Source organism: Nocardiopsis exhalans (assembly GCF_024134545.1).
Taxonomy (GTDB): Bacteria; Actinomycetota; Actinomycetes; order Streptosporangiales; family Streptosporangiaceae; genus Nocardiopsis; species Nocardiopsis exhalans.
Genome location: NZ_CP099837.1, coordinates 4,209,086 through 4,233,754 on the forward strand (window position 1 = coordinate 4,209,086; position 24,669 = coordinate 4,233,754).

Sequence of the window (24,669 nt, forward strand, 5' to 3'; positions counted from 1 at the left end):
CCAGCGGCACCGTTCACCCGAACGGGTCGCCCCTGGACCGCCGGTGGGCCCTTTCGTGTGCCTTCCCCTGCCGAAATCGGGCGCGGGGCGACCAAACCCGCGCTTATAATGAAAACCGTTTTCATATCCAGGCAGGAAGGGAGGTCGGATGCAGCACGCCCCCGCTTCGTCCGGGCAGGACACCGGGGCCCCGCCCGGCAGCGCGTCCCCCGACCGGGGCGACACCCCCACCACGTCCGAAGCCGTTCCGAAGATCCGCTGGATGACCACCCCCGCCGGGACCGCCACGACCGCCCTGGTCCTGGCGTTCGCCCTCGCCCTGTCAGTGGTGATCGCGATCGGCCTGGGGTCGGCGGTCATCCCGCCGGGTGAGACCGTCCGCTACCTGTGGGCCGCGCTGACCGGCGGGACCATCCAGGCCGACGAACTCATGCGCTACCAGGTCATCTGGCAGATCCGCACCCCGCGGGTGCTGCTCGCCGCGGTGGTCGGTGCCGGGCTCGGGGTGGTCGGCGTGGCCATCCAGGCGATGGTGCGCAACGCCCTGGCCGACCCCTACATCCTCGGTGTCTCCTCCGGCGCGTCGGTGGGCGCGGTGCTGGTCGGCGTCCTCGGCGGGCTCTCCTTCCTGGGCATCTACGCGGTCTCCGCCGGGGCCTTCGCCGGAGCCCTGGCCGCGACCCTGCTCGTCTACGCCATCTCCTACTCGCGCATGGGCATCACCCCGCTGCGGCTGGTGCTGACCGGGGTGGCGCTGTCCTTCGGCTTCCAGGCGATCATGAGCGTGATCGTCTACCTCGCCCCCAGCAACGAGGCCACCAGTACCGTCCTGTTCTGGACCATGGGCAGCTTCGGCGCCGCCACCTGGGGTTCGCTGCCGGTGGTCGCGACCGCCGTGCTCGCGGGTGTGCTCCTGCTCCGTTCACTGGCGCGTTCCCTGGACGTGATGGCGCTGGGCGACGAGACCGCCGCGAGTCTGGGCGTGAGCTCGGACCGCCTGCGCCGCTGGCTGTTCGTCCTGACCGCCGTGATGACCGGCGCGATGGTGGCGGTCAGCGGGGCGATCGGGTTCGTCGGCCTGGTCGTTCCGCACATCGTGCGCATCCTCGTGGGCGCCGACCACCGCAGAGTGCTCACGATCGCCCCGCTGGCGGGCGCGGTGCTGATGGTGTGGGTGGACCTGGTCTCCCGGGTGGTGGTGGCCCCGCGCGAGCTTCCGCTCGGGGTGATCACGGCGCTGGTCGGCGTACCGGTCTTCATCATCCTGATGCGCCGCCGCGGCTACCTGTTCGGAGGCCGCTGATGGACCTTCGTCTCGACGAACTCTCCGTGGACCTGGGCGGGGCGCGGATCGTGCGGGAACTGACCCTGGACGTCCCCGAAGGACAGGTGGTCGGGCTGGTCGGCCCCAACGGGTCCGGAAAGTCCACCGCGCTGCGCTGCGTGTACCGGGCGCTGGGCCCCAGCGCGGGCCGGGTGCTGCTGGGCGGGGAGGAACTGTCCGCGATGAGCCTGCGCCACAGCGCCCAGCGGGTGGCCGCGCTCACCCAGGAGAGCGGGACCGACCTCGACTTCACGGTCGAGGAGCTGGTCGCCCTGGGCCGCGCTCCCCACCTGCGCGGGAACCAGCCGTTGAGCGCACGCGAGCGCGACCTGTGCCGGGATTCGATGGAGCTGCTGGACGTGGCCCACCTGGCCGGGCGCGGCGTGCTCGAACTGTCGGGCGGCGAACGCCAGCGGGTCCTGGTGGCCCGCGCCCTGGTACAGGAGCCCCGGGTGCTGGTCCTGGACGAGCCCACCAACCACCTGGACGTGCGCCACCAGCTCGAACTGCTCTCCCTGCTGCGGGCGGCGGGCGTCACGGTGCTCGTGGTCCTGCACGACCTCAACCTCGCCGCCTCGGCCTGCGACCTGATCGGCGTGCTCTCCGAGGGCGCCCTGGTGGACGCGGGCTCCCCCAAGGAGGTCCTGACCCCGGCGCTGCTCCGGGAGGTCTTCGGGGTCGAGGCGTCCGTGGTCCCCCATCCGCTCACCGGCGACCCCCAGCTGCTGTACCAACTCCCACCCGCGAGGAAAGGCCTCCGTTGAACCCCAGGAAGAACCCCAGAAGGAACCGTCTCCCCCGGTCCGGCGCCTGGTCCGGCCCGCTCTCCCTCCCCCGCTCCGGTGCGTGGACCAGCCCGCTCCCCCGGCCACGAACCCTGCTGCCCCTGGCCGCGGTCTCCGTCCTGCTCGCCGGGTGCGGGGCCGAGGTCGAGGGCGTCTCCGAGGCGGGTGCCGGACCGGTCACCGTCCAGCGCTGCGGCGAGGAGGTGGAGTACACGACCCCGCAGCGGGTGGTCGCCTACGAGGGCGGCAGCGCCGACAAGCTCTTCTCGCTGGGTCTGGTCGACCACGTGCACGGCTACGTGATGCCCCCGGCCAACCCGCCGGTCTCGGAGTCGCCGTGGGCCGAGGACTACGCGGCGGTCGAGTTCCTCAGCGACGACCTGCTCAACCGCGAGCTGGTGGTGGACGCCGAGGCCGACCTGGTCGTCGCGGGCTGGAACTCGGGCTTCAGCGACCAGCGCGGCATCACCCCGGAGATCCTGGACGGGATCGGCATCCAGAGCTTCATGCACTCCGAGTCCTGCTTCAACTACCCCGGCCACCCCGAGCGGTTGACGCCGTTCGAGGGGCTCTACACCGACCTGGAGCGGCTCGGGCAGATCTTCGGTGTGGAGGAGCGCGCCGAGGAGCTGGTGGGTGAGTTCGAGGAGCGGGTCGCGGCCGTCGAGGAGCAGGCGCCCGAGGGCGACCCCGTGCCGGTCTTCCTCTACGACTCCGGTACCGACCAGCCCTTCACCGCGGGCAACCAGGTCCCGCCCAACGACATCATCAGGTATTCCGGTGGCGAGAACATCTTCGGCGACCTGGAGGAGCGGTGGACCCAGGTGGGCTGGGAGGCCGTGGTGGAGGCCGAGCCGGAGGTGATCATCATCCTGGACTACGGCGACCAGCCCGCGCAGGAGAAGATCGACTTCCTCACCTCCTCCCCCGCCATGGCGGAGGTGCCCGCGGTGGTCGAGGAGAACTTCTTCGTCCTGGACTACAACGAGGGCATCTCGGGGCCGCGCAACATCGACGGCCTGGAGAAGTTCGCCGAGTACCTGCGCGAACAGAAGGGCTGAACACCCGCGAGTGGGCCGTCCCGAGCAGGCCTGTTCCTGGCAGGCGTTGCGGGACGGCCCTCTCATATCTGGACTTCTACGTCTGACGAGAAACTGTGCGGGTGCGGCAGCGGACCGGCGCGATGCGAAGGGTGCTCGAGGTCAGTCGATCTCGGTACTGGCGTCGCGGAACCCCCGGCCCAGCTCGAAGAGGCGGACGAGGCGACTGGCGAGCTGAACGGTGTTGAAGGCCTCCGCCATCTCATCGCCGAGAGCGATCTCGATGTTCGCGAGGCGGTCGGAGGCCAGCTGAACCCTCATGCTCAGGTCATCGTCATCGACGATCAGGAAGTCGGGGGTCTCCCTGTCGAAGTCCTGAACCGGCAGGCCAGCGGCCCGGAGCAGGTCCCGGATGGTGACGCAGTACCGGGCGAACTGCTCGGAAGACAGAACCTGGGGTGCCTCGTTGTCGACGGAGGTGTCGATCTTGTCCCACTCCTGGGCAACAATGGGGGTGGGGATGTGGACGTCGTTCACCGGCGTTCCCTCCTCGAAGGCCGCCCGAGGTGGGGGTAGAGGGTGCAATCTCAGTACCCACCCCGGGCGGCTGCCTTTGGGTCAGTAGGCAGTCTCTATCCGGCGCGATCGCACCCCGTGAGACCTGCCTCACTTACTGCTAGAGTGAGGCAGGTCCAATAACAAGTCAAGCTGTAGGTACAATTTTCCTAGACATCTTCAGGGAGGCGCAGATGCCGAAGCGAAAGCCGACACTGCGGGCGCAGTGGCTGGGAAAGATGCTGAAGGAGCTGCGCGAGCAGAACGGGCTCAAGCTCACCGACTCCGCCGAGTACCTGCAACGCAGCTTCTCCGCCATCAGCAAGTTCGAGTCGGGCGCCCTGCCGATCCGCGAACCCGAAGTGCTCGCACTGATGGACCTCTACGGGGTGGAGGGCGAGCACCAGCGCGCTTCCCTGCTCCAGCTCTCCAACGAGATCAGCAAGACCGGTTGGTGGGAGAAGTACTCCTCCGAGGTCGCCGACTGGTTCATCGACTACATGTGGCTGGAAAGCCGCGCCGAGCGCATCCAGACGTTCGACATCACGCCCATCAACGGGCTGGTGCAGACAGCGGCATATGCGGAGGCGCTGTTCCGTGCTGCCAACCCGCATGATTCATCCGCTCAGATCGAACGAGGCGTTGAACTCAGGATGTCACGACAGGCCATCCTCGAAGGTGAGAACGCGGTAGAACTCGAAATCATCATGGAGGAGGCTGCCCTGCGCCGGGTGGTGGGCGGTCGTGAGGTCATGAAGGACCAGCTTCAGCATCTTCTGACCTGCTCCGAGCGACCGAACATCGAGCTCCGGGTGGTCCCCTTCGACGCTGGTGCCCTGGTGAGCCCGAACGGCGGTTTCATGCTGATCACCATGGAGAACCCCTTCCCGATGATCGCCTATTCCGTGAGCCCGGCAGGCGGTTTCTACGTGGAATCCGAGGAAGCGGGGCGGCTGGCTGCCTTGTACGATCGGCTTGAAGAGATGAGCTTGAGTCCTGAGGACTCGGTCGCGTTCATCGCGGCCTTGGAGAGGAAGCAGTAATGAACCGGGACACGTCGGCCGTGACTGGCTGGCGCACCAGCAGCTACAGCGCCGATGGCGGTGGGCAGTGCGTCGAGGTCGGCTGGCACATCAGCAGCTACAGCCCCAATGGGGACCGCAGCTGTGTCGAGGCTGGCCCCTTCCTGAACGAACCTCAGCGGTTCGCGGTGCGTGACTCCACCCAGCGCGATCTGGGCTACCTCTCCTTCCCCTCTTCGGAGTGGTCCGCGCTGCTGCGCTCCTCCTCGATCTAAGACACGTTCCGAACTCTGGCCGCGCCCCCTGAAAAGACCCGAACCGCCCCGGGAGAGGTGACTTCCTCTCCCGGGGCGGTTTCTGTTGTCCTACTACCGACTCAATCGCTGCGATGGACTGCCTGCTCGGGGGCGGGCTGACGCCCCCAGTTCATCCGGCACCAGGGCGGGGACAGCTCCTTGAGGCCGCCGATCTCCCGGGGGTAGAGATCGGCGACGTCGCGGGCCTCCTCGTGGCGGGCGAAGACCGAGTCCACGTACCGGTGTCCGGTGTCGGCTGCCACGAACACCACCCGGCGGTCGGGATCGGCCGCCGCCTCCCAGCGGGCCACCAGGTAGGCGGCACCAGTGGAGAGCCCGGCGAAGACCGCGTGGCGGCGCAGCAGGTCCACGCTCCCGGCCAGGGCGGCGTCGAAACCGGTCCAGTGCAGGGTGTCGTAGAGGGTGTGGTCCACATTGCCGAACGGGATCGAGCTGCCGATGCCCGCGATGATGATCTGCGGGTCGGTGACGTGGTCGCTGCCGAAGGTGACGCTGCCGAACGGCTGGACCCCCACCAGCGGGGTACCCGGGTCGCTCTCCCGAAGGTAGCGGGCGAGAGCCCCGGTGGAGGCCCCCGAACCCACCCCGCCCACCAGGGTCAGCGGACCCTCCCCCGCCTCCTTGCGGATCTGGTCGGCCACCGCCCGGTAGCCGAGACCGTGGATGACGTCGTGGTACTGGCGCATCCAGTGGTAGTCCGGGTGCTCCCGCAGCACCTGCTTGACCCGGCGGACCCGGCGGTTCTGGTCCAGCCGCAGGTCGTCCGAGGGCGGCATCTGCTCCAGGGTCGCGCCCAGGACCGCGAGCTGGAGGCGGAGCGGGTGGTCGATGGTGGTGGATCCGATGATGTGGCAGCGCAGCCCGTACCGGTGTGCGGCCAGAGCCAACCCGTAGGCGTAGATACCGCTGGAGCTGTCCATGAGGGTGTCGCCGGGACGGACCGCCCCGGTGTCGAGCAGGTGGCGTACGGCCGCCAGGGCGGAGGCCACCTTCATGGACTCGAAGCGCAGGCACAGCAGGCCCGCGCCGAGGTCGATCAGGTCAGGTCTGGCGATGGCTTCGGAAACGTGGTCGTCCAAGATCGCTCCCCGGTGCTCTGGGTCGGAGGGGCCGGTGCTGACGAGACCGCCGCGAGGGCGGCCGGTGCGGGGACTGCCGATTCGAAGGAGAGGGGTTTGACGGCGGAGGAGGAAGGAGTGCGGGCGGCCGAGGTGGAGAAGACACGGTGCGGGGTGAGCCCGGCCCCGCCGAGCCGGTCGGCGGCGGCGTCGATCCGGGCGCGGAGTTCGGGGTCGGTGGCGTCGAAGAGGACTCCGGCGACGTTGCCGCTGTGCGCCACCTGGATGCCGACCGCCCCACAGCCGCGGGCGACCTCCCGGAGCGTGCCCAGTTCCGCCTTGGGCAGCGCACGCTGGTTGAGTATGGCGCTCTCGGTGCACACGTGCCCGACCCCGGTCACGTCGCGTTCGGTGATCGCGGTACGCAGCGCGGCACGCAACCTCTCGTAGACGGCGATGTCCCCACGTCGTGCGGTACCCACCAGAGAGAGGGTGTCCACCGGTTGGCCACTTCCGGTCAGGCAGCCCACGACCGCCATCTCCGGGAGCTCGGGGCCCAGTTCCTCCAGAATCCGGCCCTCACGCTGGGCGAAGAGCAGCGGCCGGTCACCGAACATGACCGGATCGCTGGCCCCCTCGGCGGCGACCGCCACCCGTGCGACGGCGTCCGGCGTGAGCTCCACCCCGAGCCCCGCCGCGACCGCGCGCACCGCCGCCGTCACGTCACTCGTGGACGACCCCATGCCCAGGCCGGGCGCGGCCCCGCCCCGGACGCTGAGGTAGCCGCCCACCGGCCGTACCCCGCCCACGCGCGCGCACTCGGTGACGGCGAGCTCCGCCGCCCGGGCGGCCTTGGCCCGGTTCGGCGGGTCGACGACGACGCGTCGGGGCGCCCGAGGCGAGAACGGGGTGAACACCGCCCGGGTGCGGGGGTCGGCCATCGGCAGGGTGACCAGACCACGGGTGGGGCGTCCCCTCTCGTCCAGGAACACGCCCTGGAGGATCTCGCCGTGGTGACAGGTCGCCTGTCCAGTTCCAAGGGTCACTCGTCGGTTCCTTCTCGGTATCGGTAGAGGTGGGTCGGTTCCGCGCTGAACTGCGAGAACGGGAAGGGTTCGGCGGACACCGCGGTGACGCCGGAGCCGAGGAAGGCCCGGGCGACCGCGCTGCCGCTCTGGGCGTACACGACCAGCGGCACGGACCGCTCCCGGCAGCGCTCCAGGATGCGGTCGAAGGTGCCGTTGCCCAGGGTCATCCCGGTGGCGACGACGGCGTCGGCCTTGGCCAGGACCTCCTCCATGTCCGGGCTGACGGGGTCGCCCCACTGGGTGCGGCGCAGGTTCAGGTCGCAGGGCAGGCACTCGCCGCCCCGTTCCCGGATGGCCGCGACGAGGGGGTTGACCACGCCGATCAGGGCGATGCGGCGCCCGTCGGGCTCGGGGAGCAGACCGGCGATGGCGCGGTCGCGGGCGACGGCACGCTCCTCGGGGGTGCCGTAGGGGAGGGTGACCCGCTCGGCGCGGGGGTCCTCGGAGTGGGGGCGGGCCTGGCCCAGGTAGGCGTCCAGAGCGGCGAGCCGTACCGGGGCCGGTGCTCTGAGGAGGTCGGTCAGGGGGCTGCCGGAGAGTTCGGCGCAGATGTCGGGGTCCAGCCCGCCCGCTTCGAAGGCGCAGGCGCCGAAGGCTCGGCCGATCCGGACCAGGACGTACTGGTTGAGGTAGGTGACGTCGCCCCCGGCCAGGCGGGTGCCGTGGTGGACCCAGAACACGCTGGTGGCGACGGGCAGGTCGGGGGTGGCGAGGACGGACTGGCGGAGTTCTTCGAGGTCGCGGGGGCGATGGAGGCCCTGGGGGTTCTGGGGCGCGCCGGAGTCCTGGGGGGAAGTCACTTGCCGGTCTCCCTGGTGAGGCGGAACAGGTAGGTCAGGACGCCGTCGCCCCAGTCGTGTCGGTGGTGGACGTGTGCGGTGAAGCCGCACTGGGCGGCGTGGCCGATGATCTGGCGCAGGTCGGCGGTGTTGGAGGCGACGAAGTAGACCGCACCTCCGGGGGCCAGGAGGTCGCGCTCGGCGAGCTGGGTGAAGAAGGCGTCGGTGACGGGGCGGCCCGCGCAGACGTTGCGGACGATGTCGGGGTCCTCGCTGACCTGCTGACTCACCGCCGGCGGGTTGAAGGTGACCACGTCGAGCAGGGGCCGGTCCGGGACGTCGGTGAAGAGGTCGGAGACCAGCGGGAGGAACTCGGGGCCCTCTCCACCGGAGCCGCCTCCGGTACCGACGATCCGGTGGTAGTTGTGCTCGGTCGCCTTCACGCTGGCGGGGTGGACGTCCACGGCCAGGATCCGTCCGGCGCCGCGCAGTCCGGCGACCACCGCCTCGACCCCGAGCCCGGCGCCCATGGCTGCGTAGACACGTCCGCGGACGTCAATGTCGTCGTCAAGAATGCGCTGGTGGATCATACGGCTGGTCGCGCCGGGAAGGAACACCTCTGGGGGGACGTCGAACTCCCAGCCGTTCCAGGAGTAGTCGCGGCGGGTGTGCAGGTCGACCTTGGGCTGGTTGAGGCCGATGATCTGCTCGGGCGGCAGCGGAGGGGGCAGCTGGGCGATCTGGGAGGGGTCCACGTGCGTCCTTTCGGTGGTTCGAGGGGCTTCGCGAGGGATCAGAGAGGGGTGACCCCGAAGACCATAGCGAAAGCGATAATCATTGTCACTAAGAGTTCACTCACCCCAGGGAGTCGTTGCCCCCTCCACCCGGGCGCCAACCCCGACAGAGGGGTTCATCAAGCACACAACGGGCAAAGCGCCAGGCTCGGGCCACCCACGAGCCGGTTGGTCAAGTATGGCGCAAGTGATTATCGTTTTCATTAGAGTAGGACCGCACACACCCCGAACCGAGATGAGTACTCTTCGTGTCCTCGACGATGACGCCGAACACGTCCGGCCCGCTCCGGAGCCGCCACAGTCCACTGCTCCAGCCGACCTTCGCCCGCCTGTGGTGCGCGACCACCGCCTCCGGTCTGGCCACCTGGGCCATGCCGTTCATCCTGGGCCTGGCGGTCCTGCACGGTTCGCTGACCGCCGTGGGGCTCGGGCTGGTCCTGGCCACCCGCACCGCCGGTTTCCTGGTCGCGGTCCCCCTCGGCGGGCTTCTCGCCGACCGCTACTCGCGCCGCTCGGTGGTCCTGTGGTCCGGCCTGGCCGCGGCGATCGCCACCCCCGTCCTCGCCGCGGGCCTGGGCACCTCCGTCACGCTGATGGCCGTGGCCGCCGCCGTCGTGGGCGTGGGCCAGGGGGCCTGCCGCCCCGCTTTCCAGGCGCTGACCGCCGAGGTGGTCGCCCCCGACGACCGCCAGCAGGCCAACGCGGCCCTGACCTTCTCCGTCCGCGGGGTCACCTTCCTGGCCCCGGGACTGACCGCTCTGCTGGCCACGGTCACCGGCCCCCAGACGCTTCTGCTGATCACGGGGGGCCTGTGGCTGGCCGCCGCTCTGCTCCCCCGCGCCGGCACCGCCGCGCCCTCCCCGCGCCCGGCCCGCGCACCCTTCCACGTGGAGTTCGTCGAGGGCCTCACCGAGGCCCGTCGCCACACCTGGTTCCTCGCCGGGCTGGGAGCCCTGACCGTGGTCATCGCCCTGGGCTACTCCTCGACCAGCGTGCTGCTGCCGCTGGCCAGCGGTGACCACTACGGCACCGAGGCGGTCCTGGCCGGAGCGCTGACCGCCTACACCGGCGGAGCACTCATCGGGGCGCTACTGGTCTCCCGCTGGAAGCCGCAGGCCCAGGGCTGGTGGGCCCTGTTCGGCCTGGGCCTGTACGCCCTGGCCCCGCTGAGCCTGGTGTTCCCGGTCGGCGCCGTGTGGGTGTTCGCCGCCTACGCGATCGTGGGCCTGGGCGTGGAACTGTTCAACGTCCCGTGGTTCACCGCCGCCCAGCGCGAGGTCGCCCCGGACAAGCTGGCCCGGGTCTCGTCCCTCGACTTCCTGTTCGCCTACGGTTTCGCCCCGGTGGGCCTGGCCCTGATCGCCCCGGCCGCCCAGGCCTTCGGCCCGCAGAACGTCCTCCTGGCCTGCGCCGCCCTGTGCGTCCTCGCCCCGGCCCTGGCCGCCCTGGCCCCAGGAGCCCGCGACTTCCGCACCCGCCGCGCCCAGACCTTCTCCTCTGGAAACTAAAAGCCTTTCGTGCGGTTCCGTGATGTCCGTCGCCTCGGCCGTTCACGGTCGACGGCCCGGAGGAGACCGAGGCGATGCTGTTGGGGCTGGGCGCCCACAAACCCGAGGAGCAGCCCGGGGGTGACCGGTGGCGGGTGTTGGTGGACCCGGCCGGGCATCCCTTCTGCCTGACCGGGAACTGACCTTCAGGGACGGACCAGCGCTTTGAGGGTCTTGCGCTCGTCCATCAGCCGGTACGCCTCGGGGACGCCGTCGAGGTCGGTGTGGTGGTCGAAGACCAGCCCCGGGTTGACCTTTCCTTCCAGGATGGCGGGGAGGAGCTTCTCGATGTAGGAGCGCACCGGGGCGGGGCCACCGGTCAGGGTGATGCTCGCGCCGAACATCGAGGCGAAGCCGATCGGCCCCTGGTCGTACTGGGGCACTCCCACACGGCTGACGGCACCTCCGGCGCGGACCACACCGAGGGCGGTCTCGTAGGCGTCGAGGTGGCCGACGGCTTCGATCACCGCGTGGGCGCCCTCGCCGCGGGTCAGTTCCCGGACCCGCTCCGCCCCTTCGGGGCCGCGTTCGGGCACGACCTCCGTGGCCCCGTACTCGCGTCCCAGGTCGGTGCGGTCCTTGTGGCGGCCCATCAGGATGATCTGCTCGGCGCCCATCCGGCGGGCCGAGAGCACGGACAGCAGCCCCACGGCCCCGTCGCCGATGACGGTGACCGTGGTGCGGGCGTTCACCCCCGCGGTCAGGGCCGCGTGGTAGCCGGTGCCGTAGACGTCGGCCAGGGTGATCAGGGAGGGCAGGAAGACGGACTCCTCCCCCACCGGGAGCCGGACCAGGGTGCCCTGGGCCTGGGGGACCCGGATCAGTTCCGCCTGGGCGGCGCTGAGGAGCCCACCGTTCGGGCAGGAGGCCTGCACGCCCTCGCGGCAGAGGTCGCAGGTGTTGTCGGCGTAGGCGAACGGGGACACCACCAGCTCGCCCGGTTTGACCCAGGTGACCTCACGGCCGACCTCCTCGACCACGCCGACGAACTCGTGTCCGGCCTGGACGCCGGTCTCGGCGGCGGGCATCGCCCGGTAGGCGTGCAGGTCACTACCGCACACGCAGGCGGCGACCACCCGCACGAGCGCGTCGGTGGGCTCCACCAGCACGGGGTCGGGCACGTTCTCCACGCGGACGTCACCGGCGCCGTACATCAGGGCCGCTCGCATCGGAGCCCTCCTTCGGGTCGGGCCACGGACCAATCCCGTGACCAGAGGTAATGGTTCGACTACGGGTGGCAAGATAGCGCGTCGCGACCCGCACCGGGGCGGGTTTGACCGGGACCGGGCGACCTCACGTGGAGTCGCTGGAGACTGTCGGTACCGCCTGGCACGATGAGTCAGGTGACCAGCACATCCGCCGCGGAGCGGCACCTGAGCGATCTCGTCCGTCTGCGCCGGGTACGCGACCGGATCGACCGGGAGTACGCCCAGCCGCTGAACGTCGAGGCGCTGGCCCGGGACGCGCACATGTCCGCGGGCCACCTCAGCCGCGAGTTCCGGCGCGCCTACGGCGAGTCGCCGTACTCCTACCTGATGACCCGCCGCATCGAACGCGCGATGGCCCTGCTGCGCCGCGGCGACCGCAGCGTCACCGAGGTGTGCTTCGAGGTCGGTTGCTCCTCGCTGGGCACCTTCAGCACCCGCTTCACCGAGCTGGTCGGGGTGCCGCCCAGCACCTACCGCAGGCAGGCCGTGGGCGAAGCGGAGGGCATGCCGTCGTGCGTGGTCAAACAGGTGACCAGACCGGTCAGGAATCAAGAAGCGCGGGCGACCGGCCGGTCGTAATGTTGCCGGCATGGACATCACGATCAACGCCAGCTTCCTTCCGCACACCGACCCCGAGGCCTCCCTGGCCTTCTACCGGGACGTCCTGGGCTTCGAGGTCCGCGGCGACGTCGGCTACAACGGCATGCGCTGGATCACGGTGGGCCCCGCGGGCCAGCCCGACACCTCGGTGGTCCTGGAGCCGCCGGTGGCCGACCCCGGCGTCACCGACCAGGAGCGCCAGACCATCGTCGAGATGATGGCCAAGGGCACCTACGCCTTCCTGAACCTGGCCTCCCCCGATGTGGACGCCACCTTCGAGAGGCTGGCGGCCGCCGGTGCCGAGGTCGTGCAGGAACCCGTCGACCAGCCCTACGGCGTGCGCGACTGCGCCTTCCGCGACCCGGCGGGCAACCTGCTGCGTATCAAGGGTCTGAACTGAGACCGTGCTGGCCGCGAAGACAGGGCAGCTGAGTTGACCGCCGAGAGGGAGTAGTCACGATGAGCAAGGACACCGGTCCGCCCGAGCGGCACCCGGCCGACTCCCACGAACTGATCCGGGTGCACGGCGCACGCGAGAACAACCTCAAGGACGTCAGTATCGAGATCCCCAAACGCCGGTTGACGGTGTTCACCGGGGTCTCCGGTTCGGGCAAGAGCTCCCTGGTGTTCAGCACGATCGCCGCGGAGTCGCAGCGGATGATCAACGAGACCTACAGCACCTTCGCACAGGGCTTCATGCCGTCCCTGCCCCGGCCCGAGGTGGACGTCCTCGACGGGCTGACCACCGCGATCATCGTGGACCAGGAGCGGCTGGGCGCCGACCCGAGGTCGACCGTGGGCACCGCCACCGACGCCAACGCGATGCTGCGCATCCTGTTCAGCCGCCTGGGCCGGCCCTATGTGGGTTCACCGCACTCCTTCTCGTTCAACGTCGCCTCGGTCAAGGCCAGTGGCGCGATCACGGTGGAGCGCGGCGACCGCAAGACCGTGAAGGCCACCTTCACCCGCACCGGCGGCATGTGCACGAACTGCGAGGGCCGCGGCAAGGTCACCGACTTCGACCTGCGCGAGCTCTTCGACGACTCCAAGTCGCTCGCCGAGGGCGCGTTCACCATCCCCGGCTGGAAGTCGGACGACTACTGGACGGTGCGCACCTACAAGGCGTCGGGGTTCTTCGACCCGGACAAGCCGATCCGCGAGTACACCGACCAGGAGATGCGGGACTTCCTCCACCACGAGCCGGTCAAGGTGAAGGTGGACAAGTCGAACCTGACCTTCGAGGGGCTGATCCCCAAGCTGCGCAAGTCCTTCCTGTCCAAGGACAAGGAGGCGATGCAGCCGCACATCCGGGAGTTCGTGGAGCGCGCGGTCACCTTCACCGACTGTCCGGTGTGCGAGGGGACCCGGCTCAGCGAGGCCGCCCGCTCCTCGAAGATCAAGGGCGTGAGCATCGCCGACGCCTGCGCCATGCAGATCACCGACCTGGCCGCGTGGGTGCGCGATCTGGACGAGCCCTCGGCCGCGCCGCTGCTCACGGCGCTGCGCCAGACCCTGGACTCGTTCGTGGAGATCGGCCTGGGATACCTCTCCCTGGACCGGGCGGCCGGAACCCTGTCCGGCGGTGAGGCGCAGCGCACCAAGATGATCCGTCACCTTGGCTCCTCGCTCACCGACACCACGTACGTGTTCGACGAACCCACCGCGGGGCTGCACCCGCACGACGTCGAGCGGATGAACAACCTGCTGCTGCGGCTCCGGGACAAGGGCAACACGGTGCTGGTCGTGGAGCACGAACCCGACACCATCGCGATCGCCGACCACGTCGTGGACCTGGGCCCCGGTTCGGGTTCGGCGGGCGGCACGGTCTGCTTCGAGGGCACGGTCGAGGGGCTGCGCGGCAGCGGCACCGCCACCGGCCGCCACCTGGACGACCGGGCGGTACTCAAGGACGAGGTGCGCACCCCCGACGGCAGGCTGGAGGTGCGCGGGGCGAACACGCACAACCTGCGCGACGTCGACGTGGACATCCCGCTCGGGGTGCTCACCGTCGTGACCGGCGTGGCCGGTTCCGGCAAGAGCTCGCTCGTGCAGGAGTCCCTGGCCAAGGGGCGCGCAGTCCAGGGAAAGGCGGCCGGGGGGAAGGCGGCCGCGGGTACGGAGGTGGTCTCCGTGGACCAGAGCCCCATCCGCGGTTCGCGGCGCAGCAACCCGGCCACCTACACCGGACTGCTCGACCCGGTCCGCAAGGCGTTCGCGAAGGCCAACGGAGTCAAGCCCGCGCTGTTCAGCGCCAACTCCGAGGGCGCCTGCCCGGTCTGCAAGGGCATCGGCGTGACCTACACCGACCTCGGGTTCATGGCCAGTATCGCCAGCACCTGTGAGGAGTGCGAGGGGCGCCGGTTCGACAACTCGGTCCTGGAGTACCGGCTGGGCGGGCGCGACATCAGCGAGGTGCTCGCGATGTCGGTGGCCGAGGCCGACGCGTTCTTCGGCGAAGGCGAGGCGCGGACCCCGGCGGCGCAGAAGATCCTGACCCGGCTGGTCGACGTGGGGCTGGGCTACCTCGGCCTGGGCCAGCCGCTGACCACGCTCTCCGGCGGTGAGCGCCAGCGGCTCAAGCTGGCCACCCACATGGCGGACCGGGGCGGGGTCTACGTGCTGGACGAACCGACCACCGGGCTGCACCTGGCCGACGTCGAGCACCTGCTCGGGCTGCTGGACCAGCTGGTGGAGTGCGGGAAGTCGGTGATCGTGATCGAGCACCACCAGTCGGTCATGGCGCACGCCGACTGGATCATCGACCTCGGGCCGGGCGCCGGGCAGGAGGGCGGCCGGGTCGTCTTCGAGGGCACCCCGGCCGACCTGGTCGCCGACCGATCAACTGTGACCGGCCAGCACCTGGCCCAGTACGTCGGCGCCTGACCGGAGCCGACGATCTTCCGGGAGCCGACCGGCCCGCCGGTTCAGACCGCGTCCACAGCCCGGTGGTGCCTGCCGATGGGCAGCATCAGCGGCTGGCCCGAGGTGGGGTCGGTGATGATCCGGCTCTCCATCCCGAACACCGCCCGCACCAGCTCGGGGGTGAGCACCTGCCCGGGCGGGCCCGCCGCGTGGAGTCCGCCGTCGGCGAGCGCGATGAGGTGGTCGGAGTAGCGGGCCGCGAGGTTGAGGTCGTGCAGGACCAGCACGATCGTGGTGCCGCGCGAGGCGTTGAGATCGGTGAGCAGGTCCAGGACCTCGACCTGGTGGCTGACGTCCAGGAAGGTGGTGGGCTCGTCCAGGAGCAGCAGGTCCGTGCGCTGGGCGAGCGCCATCGCGATCCACACCCGCTGGCGCTGTCCGCCGGAGAGCTCGTCCACCGGCCGATCGGCCAGCTCCACCGTCCCCGTGGCTTCCAGGGCCTCGGCCACCGCCTCGTCGTCCTGGCGGCTCCACCGGGTGAGCATCCGCTGGTGCGGGTGCCTGCCCCGGCCGACCAGGTCGGACACGGTGATGCCCTCCGGGGCCACCGGCGACTGCGGCAGCAGGCCGAGCGTGCGCGCCACCGACTTGGGTCGCATGCGGTGCACCTCCTGACCGTCGAGCAGCACCCGGCCGCTGCGGGGCGCCAACAGGCGTGACATCGAGCGCAGCAGCGTGGACTTGCCGCAGGCGTTGGCGCCGACGATCGCGGTGATCCGGCCGGGCGGGACGGCCAGGTCCAGGGCGTCGATGACGTCGCGGTCCTGGTAGCCGAGGGTGAGTTCCTCGACGAGGAGCGAGTGGTCCGTGGTCACAGGGAGCCTCCCACGCGGTTGCTGCGGACGATGAGGTAGACGAGGTAGGGGGCACCGAGCACGCCGGTGACGACCCCGACGGGGAAGCGGGTCCCGAAGGCGAACTGTCCGCAGAAGTCGGCCACCAGGACCAGCAGCGCTCCGACCAGCGCCGAGGGCACCAGCAGGGAGCCGTCCGAGCCCACCAGGCGGGCGGCGATCGGCCCGGACAGGAAGGCCACGAAGGCGATCGGTCCGGCCGCGGCGGTGGCGAAGGCGATCAGCCCGACGGCGCCGACGATCGCCAGCAGCCGGGTACGGTCCACCCGCACGCCCAGGGCCGAGGCGGTGTCGTCGCCCAGCTGGAGCGCTGAGAGGTCGTTGCCCAGGCCCAGCAGCATCGGCGCGATCAGGACCAGCGCGACGACCACCGGCAGGGTCGCGTTCCAGCTGGTGCCGTTGAGGCTGCCGGTGAGCCAGCGCATCGCCTCCTGCAGGTCCCAGGTGGCGGCGCGGTCGAGGATGTACGACGTGATGCTGTTGAGCATGGCGGCGACGCCGATGCCGATCAGGATGAGCCGGGTACCGGAGACACCGCTCTTGTACGAGAGCGCGTACACGAGCAGGGCCACACCGAGCCCGGCGACGATCGCGAAGACCGACACCCCGGTCCTGTCCAGGGAGAGCACCACGATGGCGAAGGTCGCGGCCGCGCCGGCGCCCGCGCTGATGCCGATGATGTCGGGGCTGGCCAGCGGGTTGCGCAGCATGGTCTGGAAGGTGACACCGGCCATCCCGAAGCACATTCCGGCGGTGACGGCGAGTACGGCGCGGGGCAGGCGCAGTCGCCCCACGGTGAACGAGGCGCCGGGGACGTCCTGGCCGAGGACGACCCGGGCGACGTCACCGGGCGGGTAGAAGGTCTGCCCGACCATGAGGGTGACGGCGAAGCCGAGGACGATCAGGGCGGCGAGGACGCCGACCACGGTGTGCCGTCGGCGGGCGCGGAGCCTGCGACCGCGGGTGACGGTCTCGACGGTGGAGATGCTCACAGGGCACGCACCTTCTGGCGTCTGACGATGTAGATGAAGAAGGGGGCGCCGACCAGGGCGGTCACGATCCCCACATCGATCTGTCCGGGGCGCGCCACGATGCGGCCGAGCACGTCCGCGGCGGTGAGCAGCGCGGCTCCGGTCAGGGCCGAGAACGGCAGCAGCCAGCGGTGGTCCACCCCGACGAGCAGGCGGCACACGTGCGGGACGACCAGGCCGACGAAACCGATGGGGCCGGTGACGGCGGTGCTGGCCCCGCAGAGCACGACGGCGCCGGCCGAGGCGGTGATCCGTGCGGCCTCCACGCGTTGGCCCAACCCGGCTGCGAGTTCGTCGCCCAGGGCTAGGAGGTTGAGCCCGCGCGCGGAGAGCAGGCAGACGACGAAGCCGACCGTGAGGAAGGGCAGCACGTGGGAGATGGCGTCATGGGTGCCGCCGCCGACCCCGCCGATCTGCCAGGAACGGATCCCGTCGGCGATGTCGTTGCGCGGGAGCACGACGGCGCTGATGAACGAGGCCAGCGCGGCAGAGGTGGCGGCTCCGGCGAGGGCGAGTTTGAGAGGGGTCGGGCCGCCGCGGCCCATGGAGCCGATGACGTGCACGAACAGCGCGGTGATCCCGGCCCCGGCGATCCCCCACCAGATGTACTCGGTGGCGGTGGCCAGCCCGAAGAAGGCCACGCCGGTGACCACGGCGAGCGAGGCGCCCATGTTGACGCCCAGGATGCCGGGGTCGGCCAGGGGGTTGCGGGTGGCGCCCTGCATGACCGCGCCGGAGACCCCGAGGGCCGCACCGACGAGCACGGCGAGCAGGGTTCGGGGGATGCGTTTGGCGACCGCGGCCTCATTGAATCCCTCGGTCGAACCGCCGAAGGCCGCCACGATGTCGGCCCACTCGACATCGCGGGAGCCGACGGAGACCGAGAGGAACATCAGGCCCAGCAGGACCGCGAGGGTCAGGAGCAGCCAGAGGGGGCGGCCCCGGCGCGGGGGCCGCACGGTGGCGGCCCCCGTCTGGGCGGAGGCGCTCTGTGTTGAGGCGTTCTGGGTCGAGGCGCTCTGGGTGGAGGAGTGCTGCGCGGTCACTGTGCCCCGTCAGCGGCCCCGGCCAGGAGCGACAGGTAGTCGTCGAGAACCCAGGAGATCGACAGCGGGGTCGGGTTGGCGGCGGTGCCGAGCGGGCTGTCGCCGGGCAGGCTGACCACGGCCGAGTTCTCCACGGCGGGCATCTGGGCCAGCAGCGGGTCGTCCTCGAGGGCCTCGACCAGTTCGTCACCGCCGTAGGTGACGATGATGTCGACGTCGTCGAAGGTGTCGGCCTGTTCGGCGCTGTGGGTGAGGGAGAACTGGTCGGTCTCGGCGGAGGCGTCGGCCACGCTCTCGGGGGTGGTCAAGCCGATGTCCTCGAAGAACAGCGCGCGGGTGTCGTGCGTGGTGTAGAAGCTGACCTCGCTGAGGTCGCTGGTGTCCACGTGGGTGAGGAACATGGCCGAGGTGCCCTCGAACTGGGGGTGTTCGGCGACCGCGTCGGCGATCTCGGCCTCCAGCTCGGCGATGAGCTCGGCGCCCTCGTCGGCCATGCCGAGGGCGGCACTGTTCAGCTCGATGGTGTCGCGCCAGGAGGTGCCCCAGGCGGTCTCGGGGTAGGCGACGACGGGGGCGATCTCGCTCAGGGTGTCGTAGTCCTCCTGGGTGAGCCCGGAGTAGGCGGCGAGGATGACGTCGGGCGCGGTGTCGGCGACCGCCTCGAAGTCGATGCCGTCGGTCTCGTCGAAGAGCACGGGGGTCTCGGCGTCCAGCTCCTGGAGCTTCTCCTCGACCCACGGGAGCACGCCGTCGTCGTTGTCGTCGCCGAAGTTGGCGGCGGCCATGCCGACCGGGACGACGCCCAGAGCCAGGGGGACCTCGTGGTTGGCCCAGTTGACCGTGGCGACCCGCTCGGGCGCGGAGTCGATGCTCGTCGTGCCGAGCGCGTGCTCGACGGTGACGGGGGTCCAGTCACCGGAGTTCGCGGAGCCCTCCCCGGCGGGGGAAGAGGAGCAGGCGGCGAGGGTGAGGGGGATCAGCGCGGCCGTGGCGATGCCGGCCAGCCTTGAAACGCGGGGCATGGTGTCCTTCCGGTGGTGTCCCTGTGCACCCCCGAAAACCGGGAGTTAGGTTTGCCTAACCGAATTTAGGGTGCACTCAGTAGGTTCGCAATCGCGCGAAGAGGACACCCTTCATCGCAAAACGGACACCACGCCGATGACGGGCCCGGCCACTGACCCGGCGGTTACTGTGCGCGGAACCGCCCGGGGCTCATCCCGGTGACCCGCCGGAACACCGTGCCGAACGCGCTCGCCGAGTGGTAGCCGACCCGCTCGGCGACCTCCTCGATCTCCTCTCCCCCGCACAGCAGCGTGATCGCGTGCTGCACGCGCGCGGCGGCCAGCCACTGACTGAACCCGAGCCCGGTCTGCGCCCGGAAGGCCCGCGTGATGGTCCGGCCGCTCACGCCCAGCCGCGCCGCCCAGGCCACCAGGGTGGTGTCGTCGGCCGGGTCGGCGCGCACGGCGGACACGATCGGCGCCAGCAGCGAGGACTCGGGAATCCTCAGGAGGAGTTCGACCGGGGCGGGCGCCAGCAGGTCCAGCACCAGTGCCTCGGTCTTGGCCCGAGAGTCGGGGGTCAGGTCCCCGGTGTTGAGCCGCTCCAGCAGCAGCCGCAGCAACGGGGTGACCTCCACCGCGACGGGGGTGTCCGCGATCGCCGGGACCGCGTGGATGCCGAACTGCGCGGCGTGGTGCCAGGTGCCCGCCGGGGTCCACCCGGAGTGGAGTGTTCCGGCCGGGATCCACAGGCCCACCGACGGGGTGATGGTCCAGACCCGCACCCCGATCCTGGCCGTGGACGCGCCGCGCTGGTTCCAGAGCAGCTCGTGCGTGGGATGGGAGTGCTCCTCCCAGTAGGTGTCGCGGGCGATGACCTCGTCGGTTCCGTAGACCACGAACGGCACGTCGATCTCGCCCGCCGTGTAGAGGGGGAGCCTGCGGCTGTCGACCGTCTCCGCCCGCCCGCGGCGCTTGCCGCGCCCGGCTGCGGGGTTCGGCGCCATGTCTCGTATGACCACGTCACCAAGGTTATGCCCCGATGAGAACTCCCAGCGAGAGCAAGGGGAGCCCTGCCTTGTTCTCTGGCTCGGGAAGGTTTCCGGTGACACGGATGGCGGTGAGAGCGTCCGGCGCTCTGGCGGTTCTGCTGATCGCAGGATGCGGAACGGCCCAGGACCCGGAGGAGGGCCCCAGCGGCTCGGGCGACGGAACGTACCCGCTGACGGTGCGGACCCGCCCACGGGGAGGTCACCGTCGAACGGGCGCCGGAGCGGGTGGTCGCGCTCGGCTTAGCCCCGGCCGAGGAACTCCTCGCTCTGGGCGCGGAGCCGGTCAGCGTGGCGGAGGACCCCGACACCCTCGAACAGAGTGCGCCGTGGCTGGCCGAGGAGATCACCGAGCGACCAGCCCGCGTCACAGTGAGCGCTGGTCCCGGCGCAGGGGGTGGTCGTCGGGGATCTGGACCAGGACGATCCGCACCCCGTCGGGGTCGGCGATCCACGCCTCGACCAGCCCCCAGAACTCCGTCCGGGGCCCACGCAGCCCGGTGACCCCGGCCGCCGTCAACCGGGTGTACTCGGCTTCCACGTCGCGCACCTGCAGCCACAGGGCCAACGGCGCGACCCCGGAGGGCTCAGCGCTCCCGGAGACCTCAAGGAGCCCGTTACCCAGGAAGAACACCGTCCCCGGAGCCTGCGGGTCGCCGAACTCGCGGTGCACCGCCAACCCCAGCACGTCCCGGTAGAAGTCACGACTGCGCTGAAGTTCGGTGGGCCGCAACAGCAGGCGGCTGCTCAGAACGTCCATGTCCGGCATGGTCGCATCCCCCGATCCGCCTGGGAAGCGCACCGGCCCGCGGCCCCTTCGGCCGTCGGGCGGATCACACGGCCGCCGCCCTCCCCCCGCCCAGGGTGAGAACGTGGTCCGCGCCCCGCGCCTCCTCGGCGAAGTGGGTGGCGTGCACGACCGTGACCCCCTCGGCCGCGATTGCGGCGATGGTCCGACCGATCCGTCCCCGGGCCTCGTGGTCCAGCCCGGCCGAGGGTTCGTCCAGGAGCAACAGGTCCGCCTCCTGGGCCAGCCCCTGGGCGATCAGGGCGCGCTGGCGCTGACCGCCGGAGAGCTCGCCGAGGCCGCGGTCGGCGAGGTCGGCGACCCCGGTCCGTTCCATGCAGCGGGCGACCACCGCCCGGTCGTGGCGGGTGAGCGGGCGCCACAGCCCCCGGTGCGCCCAGCGGCCCATGGCCACCGTGGCCCGCACGGTGAGCGGCAGGGTGTCTGGGACCGCGCTGCGCTGCACGACGAAGGCGGGGCGGGCCGCGCGGGCGCTTCGGGCGCCCCGGTCCGGTGTGACCTTTCCCCGTCTGAGCGGCACTGTGCCCGCCAGGACCCCGAGCAGCGTTGACTTTCCCGCACCGTTGGGCCCCACCAGGGCGGTCACCGCCCCCTCGGGGATCTCGGCGCTCACCCCCTTGAGGACGTCGGTCCTCCCGTAGCCCGCGTACAGGTCGTCCAGCAGCACGTCGCGCCCCTCTGCTCTCCGGGTGTTCGGATACCGACCGTTCGGCCCGATTTGGAAACGATAATGGTTATCGTTATAGAGTGTCCCATCATGGAAGCACTGATCGAACCCTTCGGGGTCACCTTCGTACAGCGTGCGCTGTGGGCCGGGCTCCTGGTCTCGGCCATCTGCGCGATCGCGGGTACCTGGGTCGTCCTGCGGGGCATGGCCTTCCTCGGGGACGCGATGTCGCACGGCATGCTGCCCGGGGTGGCCCTGGCCGCCCTGCTCGGGCAGAGCCTGTTCCTGGGCGCCGCCCTGGCCGCGGCGGCCATGGCAGCCGGGGTGACCGCACTGAGCCGCTCACCCCGGCTGTCCCAGGACACGAGCATCGGCCTGCTGTTCGTGGGGATGCTCTCGGTGGGTGTGATTCTGGTTTCGCACTCGGCGTCCTTCGCCGTGGACCTCACCGCCTTCCTCTTCGGCGACGTCCTGGGCGTACGGGAGCGGGATCTGCTCCACCTGGGACTCTCCCTCGCGGTGGCGCTGGTGATCGCGGTCGCGGGCCACCGGGCCTTCGTCGCGCTGGCCTTCGACCCCCGCAAGGCGCACACCCTGGGCCTGGCCCCGCGACTGGCCCACTTCGCCCTGCTGGGCCTGGTCACCCTCGCGGTGGTCGCCTCGTTCCACGTGGTCGGCACCCTGCTGGTGTTCGGTCTGCTCATCGCGCCTCCAGCGGCGGCGCTGCTCTGGGCCAGGAGCATCCCCGCGATCATGCTCACCGCCGCCCTGCTGGGCGGCGCCGCGACCTTCGTCGGCCTGCTCGTGTCCTGGCACTGGGGCACGGCTGCGGGCGCGAGTATCGCGGCCTCGGCGGTGGCGTTCTTCTCCGTCTCCGCACTGGCCGCCGGGCTGCGCTCCCGCGGCCGGCCGCGAGCGCGCCCCACACCCTCAGAGGCCGCTGGCTCCCCTGAATCCACACCCCCGTCCACCACTCTGGAGAGGCAGGTGACGTCTTGAGTCGCCCCATGACCGCCCTGATCCCAGCGGCGCTGTTCCCCCTGCTCGTCTCCGGTTGTCTCGGCGGTTCCCCCGAGGCCGCTGGTGAGCCCGACGACGAACAGACCCCCCACGGCTACGTGGAGGGCGCGGAGGAGACCGCCGAACCGCAGTCCCGCCTGGTCCTCGCCGACACCGACACCGGGCAGGTGCACCTCCTGGACCTGATCACCGAGGAGGTCTCCGAACTCGGTGAGGTGCCCGGGGTCGACGGCATCACGGGGGACGGCCGCTTCGCGTATCTGCATTCATCCGGTGATGGGACCATCAACGTCTTCGACAGCGGTGTGTGGACCGTGGACCACGGCGACCACAACCACTACTACCGAACCGGTTCCGCTCACGTGGGTTCCCTCGACCTCCCGGCCTCCCCGTACGTGGTCACCGACACCGCCCTGACCTCGGTGAACGGAGGCGCAGGCGGGTCTTTGGTCCTGGAGCGGTCCGAACTGGAGGACGGTTCGGTCACCTCCGCTGACGCCCTGCCCGACGAGGGAGCCGCGGCCTACCCCTACAAGGGGGTCCTGGTCACCGTGGACAGCTCCGACGGCACCGTCAGATCCACCGAGCGCGACGGTACGGCCGCGGAATCACTCGGCGAGAGCTGCACCGACCCCGACAGTGCGGCCCCCACCCGGCGGGGCCTGGTGATCGGCTGCGCGGAGGGCACCCTGCACGTCACCGAGCAGGACGACACCCTCGAAGCCGAGATCCTTCCCCATCCCGGCCAGGACCGCTCCGGAGCATTCCACCACCGCCCGGGGTCCGCGGTCCTGGCCGCACTGCCCGCAGAGGACACCCTCTGGGTGCTGGACCTGGCCGAGAGCGAGTGGCGGGAGTTCGAGCAGCCCGGCGCCGTGGCGGCGACAGCGGTCGGCGAGGAGGCCCCGGTCCTGGTCCTGACCGAGGACGGGACCCTGCGCTCCCTCGACCACGAGACCGGCGAGGAGGAGGCCTCCACCGCACTGCTCGACGTGGTCGACACCGAGCACCCGCCCACCATCCAGGCGGACGCCTCCCGCGCCTACGTCAGCGACCCCGAATCCGGGGTCGTCCACGAGATCGACTACAACGACGACCTTCGTGTGGCCCGCACCCTCGACCCGGGGATCGCGCCGCACCTGATGGTCGAGACCGGACGGTGACCGACTTGCACCCCCGAACCACCGCGACCGCACGCGCCCTCTCAGCCCTCGTGGCCACCGGCTTCGCCGTCACCCTCACCTCCTGCTCCACCGAAGGCGAGGGCACCGGGATCGTGGTGACCACCAACATCCTCGGCGACATCACCGAACACATCGTCGGCGAACAGGTACCGGTCACCGTGCTGATGCCACCCGACACCGACCCGCACTCCTTCGCGATCTCCGCCCGCGAGGCCGCGACCCTGGAGAACGCCGACCTGGTCGTACACAACGGCCTCGGCCTGGAAGAGGGGGTCGCGCACAACGTCACCGCGGCGGAGGAGGCCGAGGTGCCCACCCTGGAGGTCGGCGCGGGCATCGACCCCCTGCCGTACACGTCCGACGCGAGCGAGGGCGAACCCGACCCGCACTTCTGGACCGACCCGGAGCGGGTGCTGCTGGCCGTGGACCTGATCACGGAACACGTGATCGAGGCGGTCGACGGGGTCGACACCGACGCCGTGCGCGCCAACGCCGAGGCCTACGCGGCCGAGGTCGCCGAACTCGACACCTGGATGGCCGAGGAGTTCGCCGCCCTGCCAGCCGAGAACCGCAGGCTCGTGACCAACCACCACGTCTTCGGGTACCTCGCCGACCGCTACGACTTCGAGGTCATCGGCGCGGTGATCCCCAGCGGCACCACCCTGGCCTCCCCCAGCACCTCCGATCTCAAGGAGCTGTCGGACGCCGTGGCCGAAGCGGGTGTGTCGGCCGTCTTCGCCGACTCCTCACAGCCCGACCGCCTGGCCACCGTCATGGCGGAGGAGGCCGGTGTGGACATCGAGGTGATCCCCCTGTACTCCGAGTCCCTGAGCGCGGAGGGCGGAGGCGCAGAGACCTACCTCGAGATGATGCGCGCCAACACCGAAGCCATCACCGCCGGTCTGCGCGGCGATTGACTGCGCGGGGAGTGAGCCCGTCACCGGGACGCTCCGCACCGCGTACCCCCCAG

Annotated in this window: 25 protein-coding genes and 1 pseudogene; 13 read left to right on the top strand and 13 right to left on the bottom strand. The window is 70.7% G+C overall.

The window, feature by feature from the left end; translation table 11 throughout:
* The first annotated feature begins 148 nt into the window (after positions 1 to 148).
* The 3 genes from NE857_RS18580 (at position 149) to NE857_RS18590 (ending at position 3,170) form a co-directional block, all read left to right on the top strand.
* Positions 149 to 1,303 carry a FecCD family ABC transporter permease gene (locus NE857_RS18580; protein WP_425572102.1) on the top strand — a complete coding sequence of 385 codons (1,155 nt, stop codon included), beginning with the start codon at positions 149 to 151 and terminating at the stop codon, positions 1,301 to 1,303.
* Positions 1,303 to 2,088, top strand: coding sequence for an ABC transporter ATP-binding protein (locus NE857_RS18585; protein ID WP_254416929.1), 786 nt, complete (start codon positions 1,303 to 1,305; stop codon positions 2,086 to 2,088). The genes NE857_RS18580 and NE857_RS18585 overlap by 1 nt, the downstream gene beginning before the upstream one ends.
* 113 nt (positions 2,089 to 2,201) lie before the next feature.
* The gene (locus NE857_RS18590; RefSeq protein WP_254422027.1) at positions 2,202 to 3,170 is read left to right on the top strand and encodes an ABC transporter substrate-binding protein; all 969 of its coding nucleotides are present in this window, start codon (positions 2,202 to 2,204) and stop codon (positions 3,168 to 3,170) included.
* A 141-nt stretch (positions 3,171 to 3,311) separates the two neighbouring features.
* On the opposite strand, the gene NE857_RS18595 is transcribed toward NE857_RS18590, so the two are convergent.
* On the bottom strand, positions 3,312 to 3,686 hold the full coding sequence (locus NE857_RS18595; RefSeq protein WP_254416930.1) for a hypothetical protein: 375 nt from the start codon (positions 3,684 to 3,686) through the stop codon (positions 3,312 to 3,314).
* 257 nt (positions 3,687 to 3,943) lie between these two features.
* Here NE857_RS18595 and NE857_RS18600 point away from each other — a divergent pair, with 257 nt between their 5' ends.
* Both NE857_RS18600 and NE857_RS18605 read left to right on the top strand, forming a co-directional pair.
* Positions 3,944 to 4,747, top strand: coding sequence for a helix-turn-helix domain-containing protein (locus tag NE857_RS18600; protein ID WP_254416931.1), 804 nt, complete (start codon positions 3,944 to 3,946; stop codon positions 4,745 to 4,747).
* The gene (locus NE857_RS18605; protein WP_254416932.1) at positions 4,747 to 5,001 is read left to right on the top strand and encodes a DUF397 domain-containing protein; all 255 of its coding nucleotides are present in this window, start codon (positions 4,747 to 4,749) and stop codon (positions 4,999 to 5,001) included. Before NE857_RS18600 ends, NE857_RS18605 begins: the two co-directional genes overlap by 1 nt.
* Before the next feature lie 101 nt (positions 5,002 to 5,102).
* Here NE857_RS18605 and NE857_RS18610 read toward each other — a convergent pair whose 3' ends face one another.
* From NE857_RS18610 to NE857_RS18625, 4 genes are read right to left on the bottom strand one after another with little or no spacing between them, the layout of a single operon-like run.
* Positions 5,103 to 6,122, bottom strand: coding sequence for a pyridoxal-phosphate dependent enzyme (locus NE857_RS18610; protein ID WP_254416933.1), 1,020 nt, complete (start codon positions 6,120 to 6,122; stop codon positions 5,103 to 5,105).
* Complete coding sequence (locus NE857_RS18615) at positions 6,080 to 7,147, bottom strand: GHMP family kinase ATP-binding protein (RefSeq protein WP_254416934.1); 1,068 nt, start codon at positions 7,145 to 7,147, stop codon at positions 6,080 to 6,082. Before NE857_RS18615 ends, NE857_RS18610 begins: the two co-directional genes overlap by 43 nt.
* The gene (locus tag NE857_RS18620; RefSeq protein WP_425572103.1) at positions 7,144 to 7,989 is read right to left on the bottom strand and encodes a Rossmann-like domain-containing protein; all 846 of its coding nucleotides are present in this window, start codon (positions 7,987 to 7,989) and stop codon (positions 7,144 to 7,146) included. Before NE857_RS18620 ends, NE857_RS18615 begins: the two co-directional genes overlap by 4 nt.
* Entirely contained in the window at positions 7,986 to 8,723 is a 738-nt protein-coding gene (locus tag NE857_RS18625; RefSeq protein ID WP_254416935.1) for a class I SAM-dependent methyltransferase, read from the bottom strand. Before NE857_RS18625 ends, NE857_RS18620 begins: the two co-directional genes overlap by 4 nt.
* 299 nt (positions 8,724 to 9,022) lie before the next feature.
* Between NE857_RS18625 and NE857_RS18630 the strand changes: the two genes are divergently transcribed.
* Positions 9,023 to 10,270, top strand: coding sequence for an MFS transporter (locus NE857_RS18630; protein WP_254416936.1), 1,248 nt, complete (start codon positions 9,023 to 9,025; stop codon positions 10,268 to 10,270).
* A 53-nt stretch (positions 10,271 to 10,323) separates the two neighbouring features.
* Positions 10,324 to 10,452, top strand: a pseudogene (locus tag NE857_RS18635) (VOC family protein); the annotation flags it as partial.
* Between the two features lie 3 nt (positions 10,453 to 10,455).
* Here NE857_RS18635 and NE857_RS18640 read toward each other — a convergent pair.
* Positions 10,456 to 11,478: a zinc-binding dehydrogenase gene (locus NE857_RS18640; protein WP_254416938.1), complete on the bottom strand. Its 1,023-nt coding sequence runs from the start codon at positions 11,476 to 11,478 to the stop codon at positions 10,456 to 10,458.
* Between the two features lie 165 nt (positions 11,479 to 11,643).
* On the opposite strand from NE857_RS18640, the gene NE857_RS18645 reads away from it, so the two are divergent.
* Genes NE857_RS18645 through NE857_RS18655 form a run of 3 tightly spaced genes read left to right on the top strand, consistent with a single transcriptional unit; the run spans position 11,644 to position 15,000 of the window.
* On the top strand, positions 11,644 to 12,096 hold the full coding sequence (locus tag NE857_RS18645) for a helix-turn-helix transcriptional regulator (RefSeq protein ID WP_254416939.1): 453 nt from the start codon (positions 11,644 to 11,646) through the stop codon (positions 12,094 to 12,096).
* 10 nt (positions 12,097 to 12,106) lie between these two features.
* Positions 12,107 to 12,517 carry a VOC family protein gene (locus tag NE857_RS18650; protein WP_254416940.1) on the top strand — a complete coding sequence of 137 codons (411 nt, stop codon included), beginning with the start codon at positions 12,107 to 12,109 and terminating at the stop codon, positions 12,515 to 12,517.
* 59 nt (positions 12,518 to 12,576) lie between these two features.
* Positions 12,577 to 15,000 carry an ATP-binding cassette domain-containing protein gene (locus NE857_RS18655; protein WP_254416941.1) on the top strand — a complete coding sequence of 808 codons (2,424 nt, stop codon included), beginning with the start codon at positions 12,577 to 12,579 and terminating at the stop codon, positions 14,998 to 15,000.
* A 41-nt stretch (positions 15,001 to 15,041) separates the two neighbouring features.
* Here the strand turns inward: NE857_RS18655 and NE857_RS18660 are convergent, their stop codons facing one another.
* The 7 genes from NE857_RS18660 to aztA all read right to left on the bottom strand — a co-directional run bounded on the left by NE857_RS18660 (position 15,042) and on the right by aztA (position 21,495).
* Positions 15,042 to 15,854: an ABC transporter ATP-binding protein gene (locus tag NE857_RS18660; RefSeq protein WP_254416942.1), complete on the bottom strand. Its 813-nt coding sequence runs from the start codon at positions 15,852 to 15,854 to the stop codon at positions 15,042 to 15,044.
* Complete coding sequence (locus NE857_RS18665; protein ID WP_254416943.1) at positions 15,851 to 16,885, bottom strand: FecCD family ABC transporter permease; 1,035 nt, start codon at positions 16,883 to 16,885, stop codon at positions 15,851 to 15,853. The genes NE857_RS18660 and NE857_RS18665 overlap by 4 nt, the downstream gene beginning before the upstream one ends.
* Positions 16,882 to 17,883, bottom strand: a complete 1,002-nt coding sequence (locus tag NE857_RS18670) for a FecCD family ABC transporter permease (protein ID WP_254422029.1) — start codon at positions 17,881 to 17,883, stop codon at positions 16,882 to 16,884. Before NE857_RS18670 ends, NE857_RS18665 begins: the two co-directional genes overlap by 4 nt.
* A gap of 83 nt (positions 17,884 to 17,966) precedes the next feature.
* Positions 17,967 to 18,992 (bottom strand): iron-siderophore ABC transporter substrate-binding protein, encoded by a 1,026-nt coding sequence (locus tag NE857_RS18675; RefSeq protein WP_254416944.1) that lies wholly within the window; start codon positions 18,990 to 18,992, stop codon positions 17,967 to 17,969.
* A 164-nt stretch (positions 18,993 to 19,156) separates the two neighbouring features.
* The gene (locus tag NE857_RS18680; RefSeq protein WP_254422030.1) at positions 19,157 to 19,978 is read right to left on the bottom strand and encodes a helix-turn-helix domain-containing protein; all 822 of its coding nucleotides are present in this window, start codon (positions 19,976 to 19,978) and stop codon (positions 19,157 to 19,159) included.
* A gap of 409 nt (positions 19,979 to 20,387) precedes the next feature.
* Positions 20,388 to 20,780 (bottom strand): VOC family protein, encoded by a 393-nt coding sequence (locus tag NE857_RS18685; RefSeq protein ID WP_254416945.1) that lies wholly within the window; start codon positions 20,778 to 20,780, stop codon positions 20,388 to 20,390.
* A gap of 73 nt (positions 20,781 to 20,853) precedes the next feature.
* The gene (gene aztA / locus NE857_RS18690) at positions 20,854 to 21,495 is read right to left on the bottom strand and encodes a zinc ABC transporter ATP-binding protein AztA (protein ID WP_254416946.1); all 642 of its coding nucleotides are present in this window, start codon (positions 21,493 to 21,495) and stop codon (positions 20,854 to 20,856) included.
* A 90-nt stretch (positions 21,496 to 21,585) separates the two neighbouring features.
* Between aztA and aztB the strand changes: the two genes are divergently transcribed.
* The 3 genes from aztB to aztC are packed head-to-tail and all read left to right on the top strand — an operon-like array spanning position 21,586 to position 24,616.
* Positions 21,586 to 22,494: a zinc ABC transporter permease AztB gene (gene aztB, locus NE857_RS18695; protein ID WP_254416947.1), complete on the top strand. Its 909-nt coding sequence runs from the start codon at positions 21,586 to 21,588 to the stop codon at positions 22,492 to 22,494.
* 8 nt (positions 22,495 to 22,502) lie between these two features.
* On the top strand, positions 22,503 to 23,678 hold the full coding sequence (locus NE857_RS18700) for an ABC transporter (RefSeq protein ID WP_254416948.1): 1,176 nt from the start codon (positions 22,503 to 22,505) through the stop codon (positions 23,676 to 23,678).
* The gene (aztC, locus tag NE857_RS18705) at positions 23,675 to 24,616 is read left to right on the top strand and encodes a zinc ABC transporter substrate-binding protein AztC (RefSeq protein ID WP_254416949.1); all 942 of its coding nucleotides are present in this window, start codon (positions 23,675 to 23,677) and stop codon (positions 24,614 to 24,616) included. Before NE857_RS18700 ends, aztC begins: the two co-directional genes overlap by 4 nt.
* The last annotated feature ends 53 nt before the right edge of the window (positions 24,617 to 24,669 follow it).

Excerpts from the sequence above, each read along its gene's own strand:
- NE857_RS18685 (WP_254416945.1), bottom strand. The coding sequence starts at position 20,780 with ATGGACGTTCTGAGCAGCCGCCTGCTGTTGCGGCCCACCGAACTTCAG.
- NE857_RS18650 (WP_254416940.1), top strand. The coding sequence starts at position 12,107 with ATGGACATCACGATCAACGCCAGCTTCCTTCCGCACACCGACCCCGAG.
- NE857_RS18580 (WP_425572102.1), top strand. The coding sequence starts at position 149 with ATGCAGCACGCCCCCGCTTCGTCCGGGCAGGACACCGGGGCCCCGCCC.
- NE857_RS18645 (WP_254416939.1), top strand. The coding sequence starts at position 11,644 with ATGAGTCAGGTGACCAGCACATCCGCCGCGGAGCGGCACCTGAGCGAT.
- NE857_RS18630 (WP_254416936.1), top strand. The coding sequence starts at position 9,023 with ATGACGCCGAACACGTCCGGCCCGCTCCGGAGCCGCCACAGTCCACTG.
- NE857_RS18640 (WP_254416938.1), bottom strand. The coding sequence starts at position 11,478 with ATGCGAGCGGCCCTGATGTACGGCGCCGGTGACGTCCGCGTGGAGAAC.
- NE857_RS18655 (WP_254416941.1), top strand. The coding sequence starts at position 12,577 with ATGAGCAAGGACACCGGTCCGCCCGAGCGGCACCCGGCCGACTCCCAC.
- NE857_RS18680 (WP_254422030.1), bottom strand. The coding sequence starts at position 19,978 with ATGGCGCCGAACCCCGCAGCCGGGCGCGGCAAGCGCCGCGGGCGGGCG.
- aztB (WP_254416947.1), top strand. The coding sequence starts at position 21,586 with ATGGAAGCACTGATCGAACCCTTCGGGGTCACCTTCGTACAGCGTGCG.
- NE857_RS18700 (WP_254416948.1), top strand. The coding sequence starts at position 22,503 with ATGACCGCCCTGATCCCAGCGGCGCTGTTCCCCCTGCTCGTCTCCGGT.
- NE857_RS18605 (WP_254416932.1), top strand. The coding sequence starts at position 4,747 with ATGAACCGGGACACGTCGGCCGTGACTGGCTGGCGCACCAGCAGCTAC.
- NE857_RS18600 (WP_254416931.1), top strand. The coding sequence starts at position 3,944 with ATGCTGAAGGAGCTGCGCGAGCAGAACGGGCTCAAGCTCACCGACTCC.
- NE857_RS18585 (WP_254416929.1), top strand. The coding sequence starts at position 1,303 with ATGGACCTTCGTCTCGACGAACTCTCCGTGGACCTGGGCGGGGCGCGG.
- NE857_RS18675 (WP_254416944.1), bottom strand. The coding sequence starts at position 18,992 with ATGCCCCGCGTTTCAAGGCTGGCCGGCATCGCCACGGCCGCGCTGATC.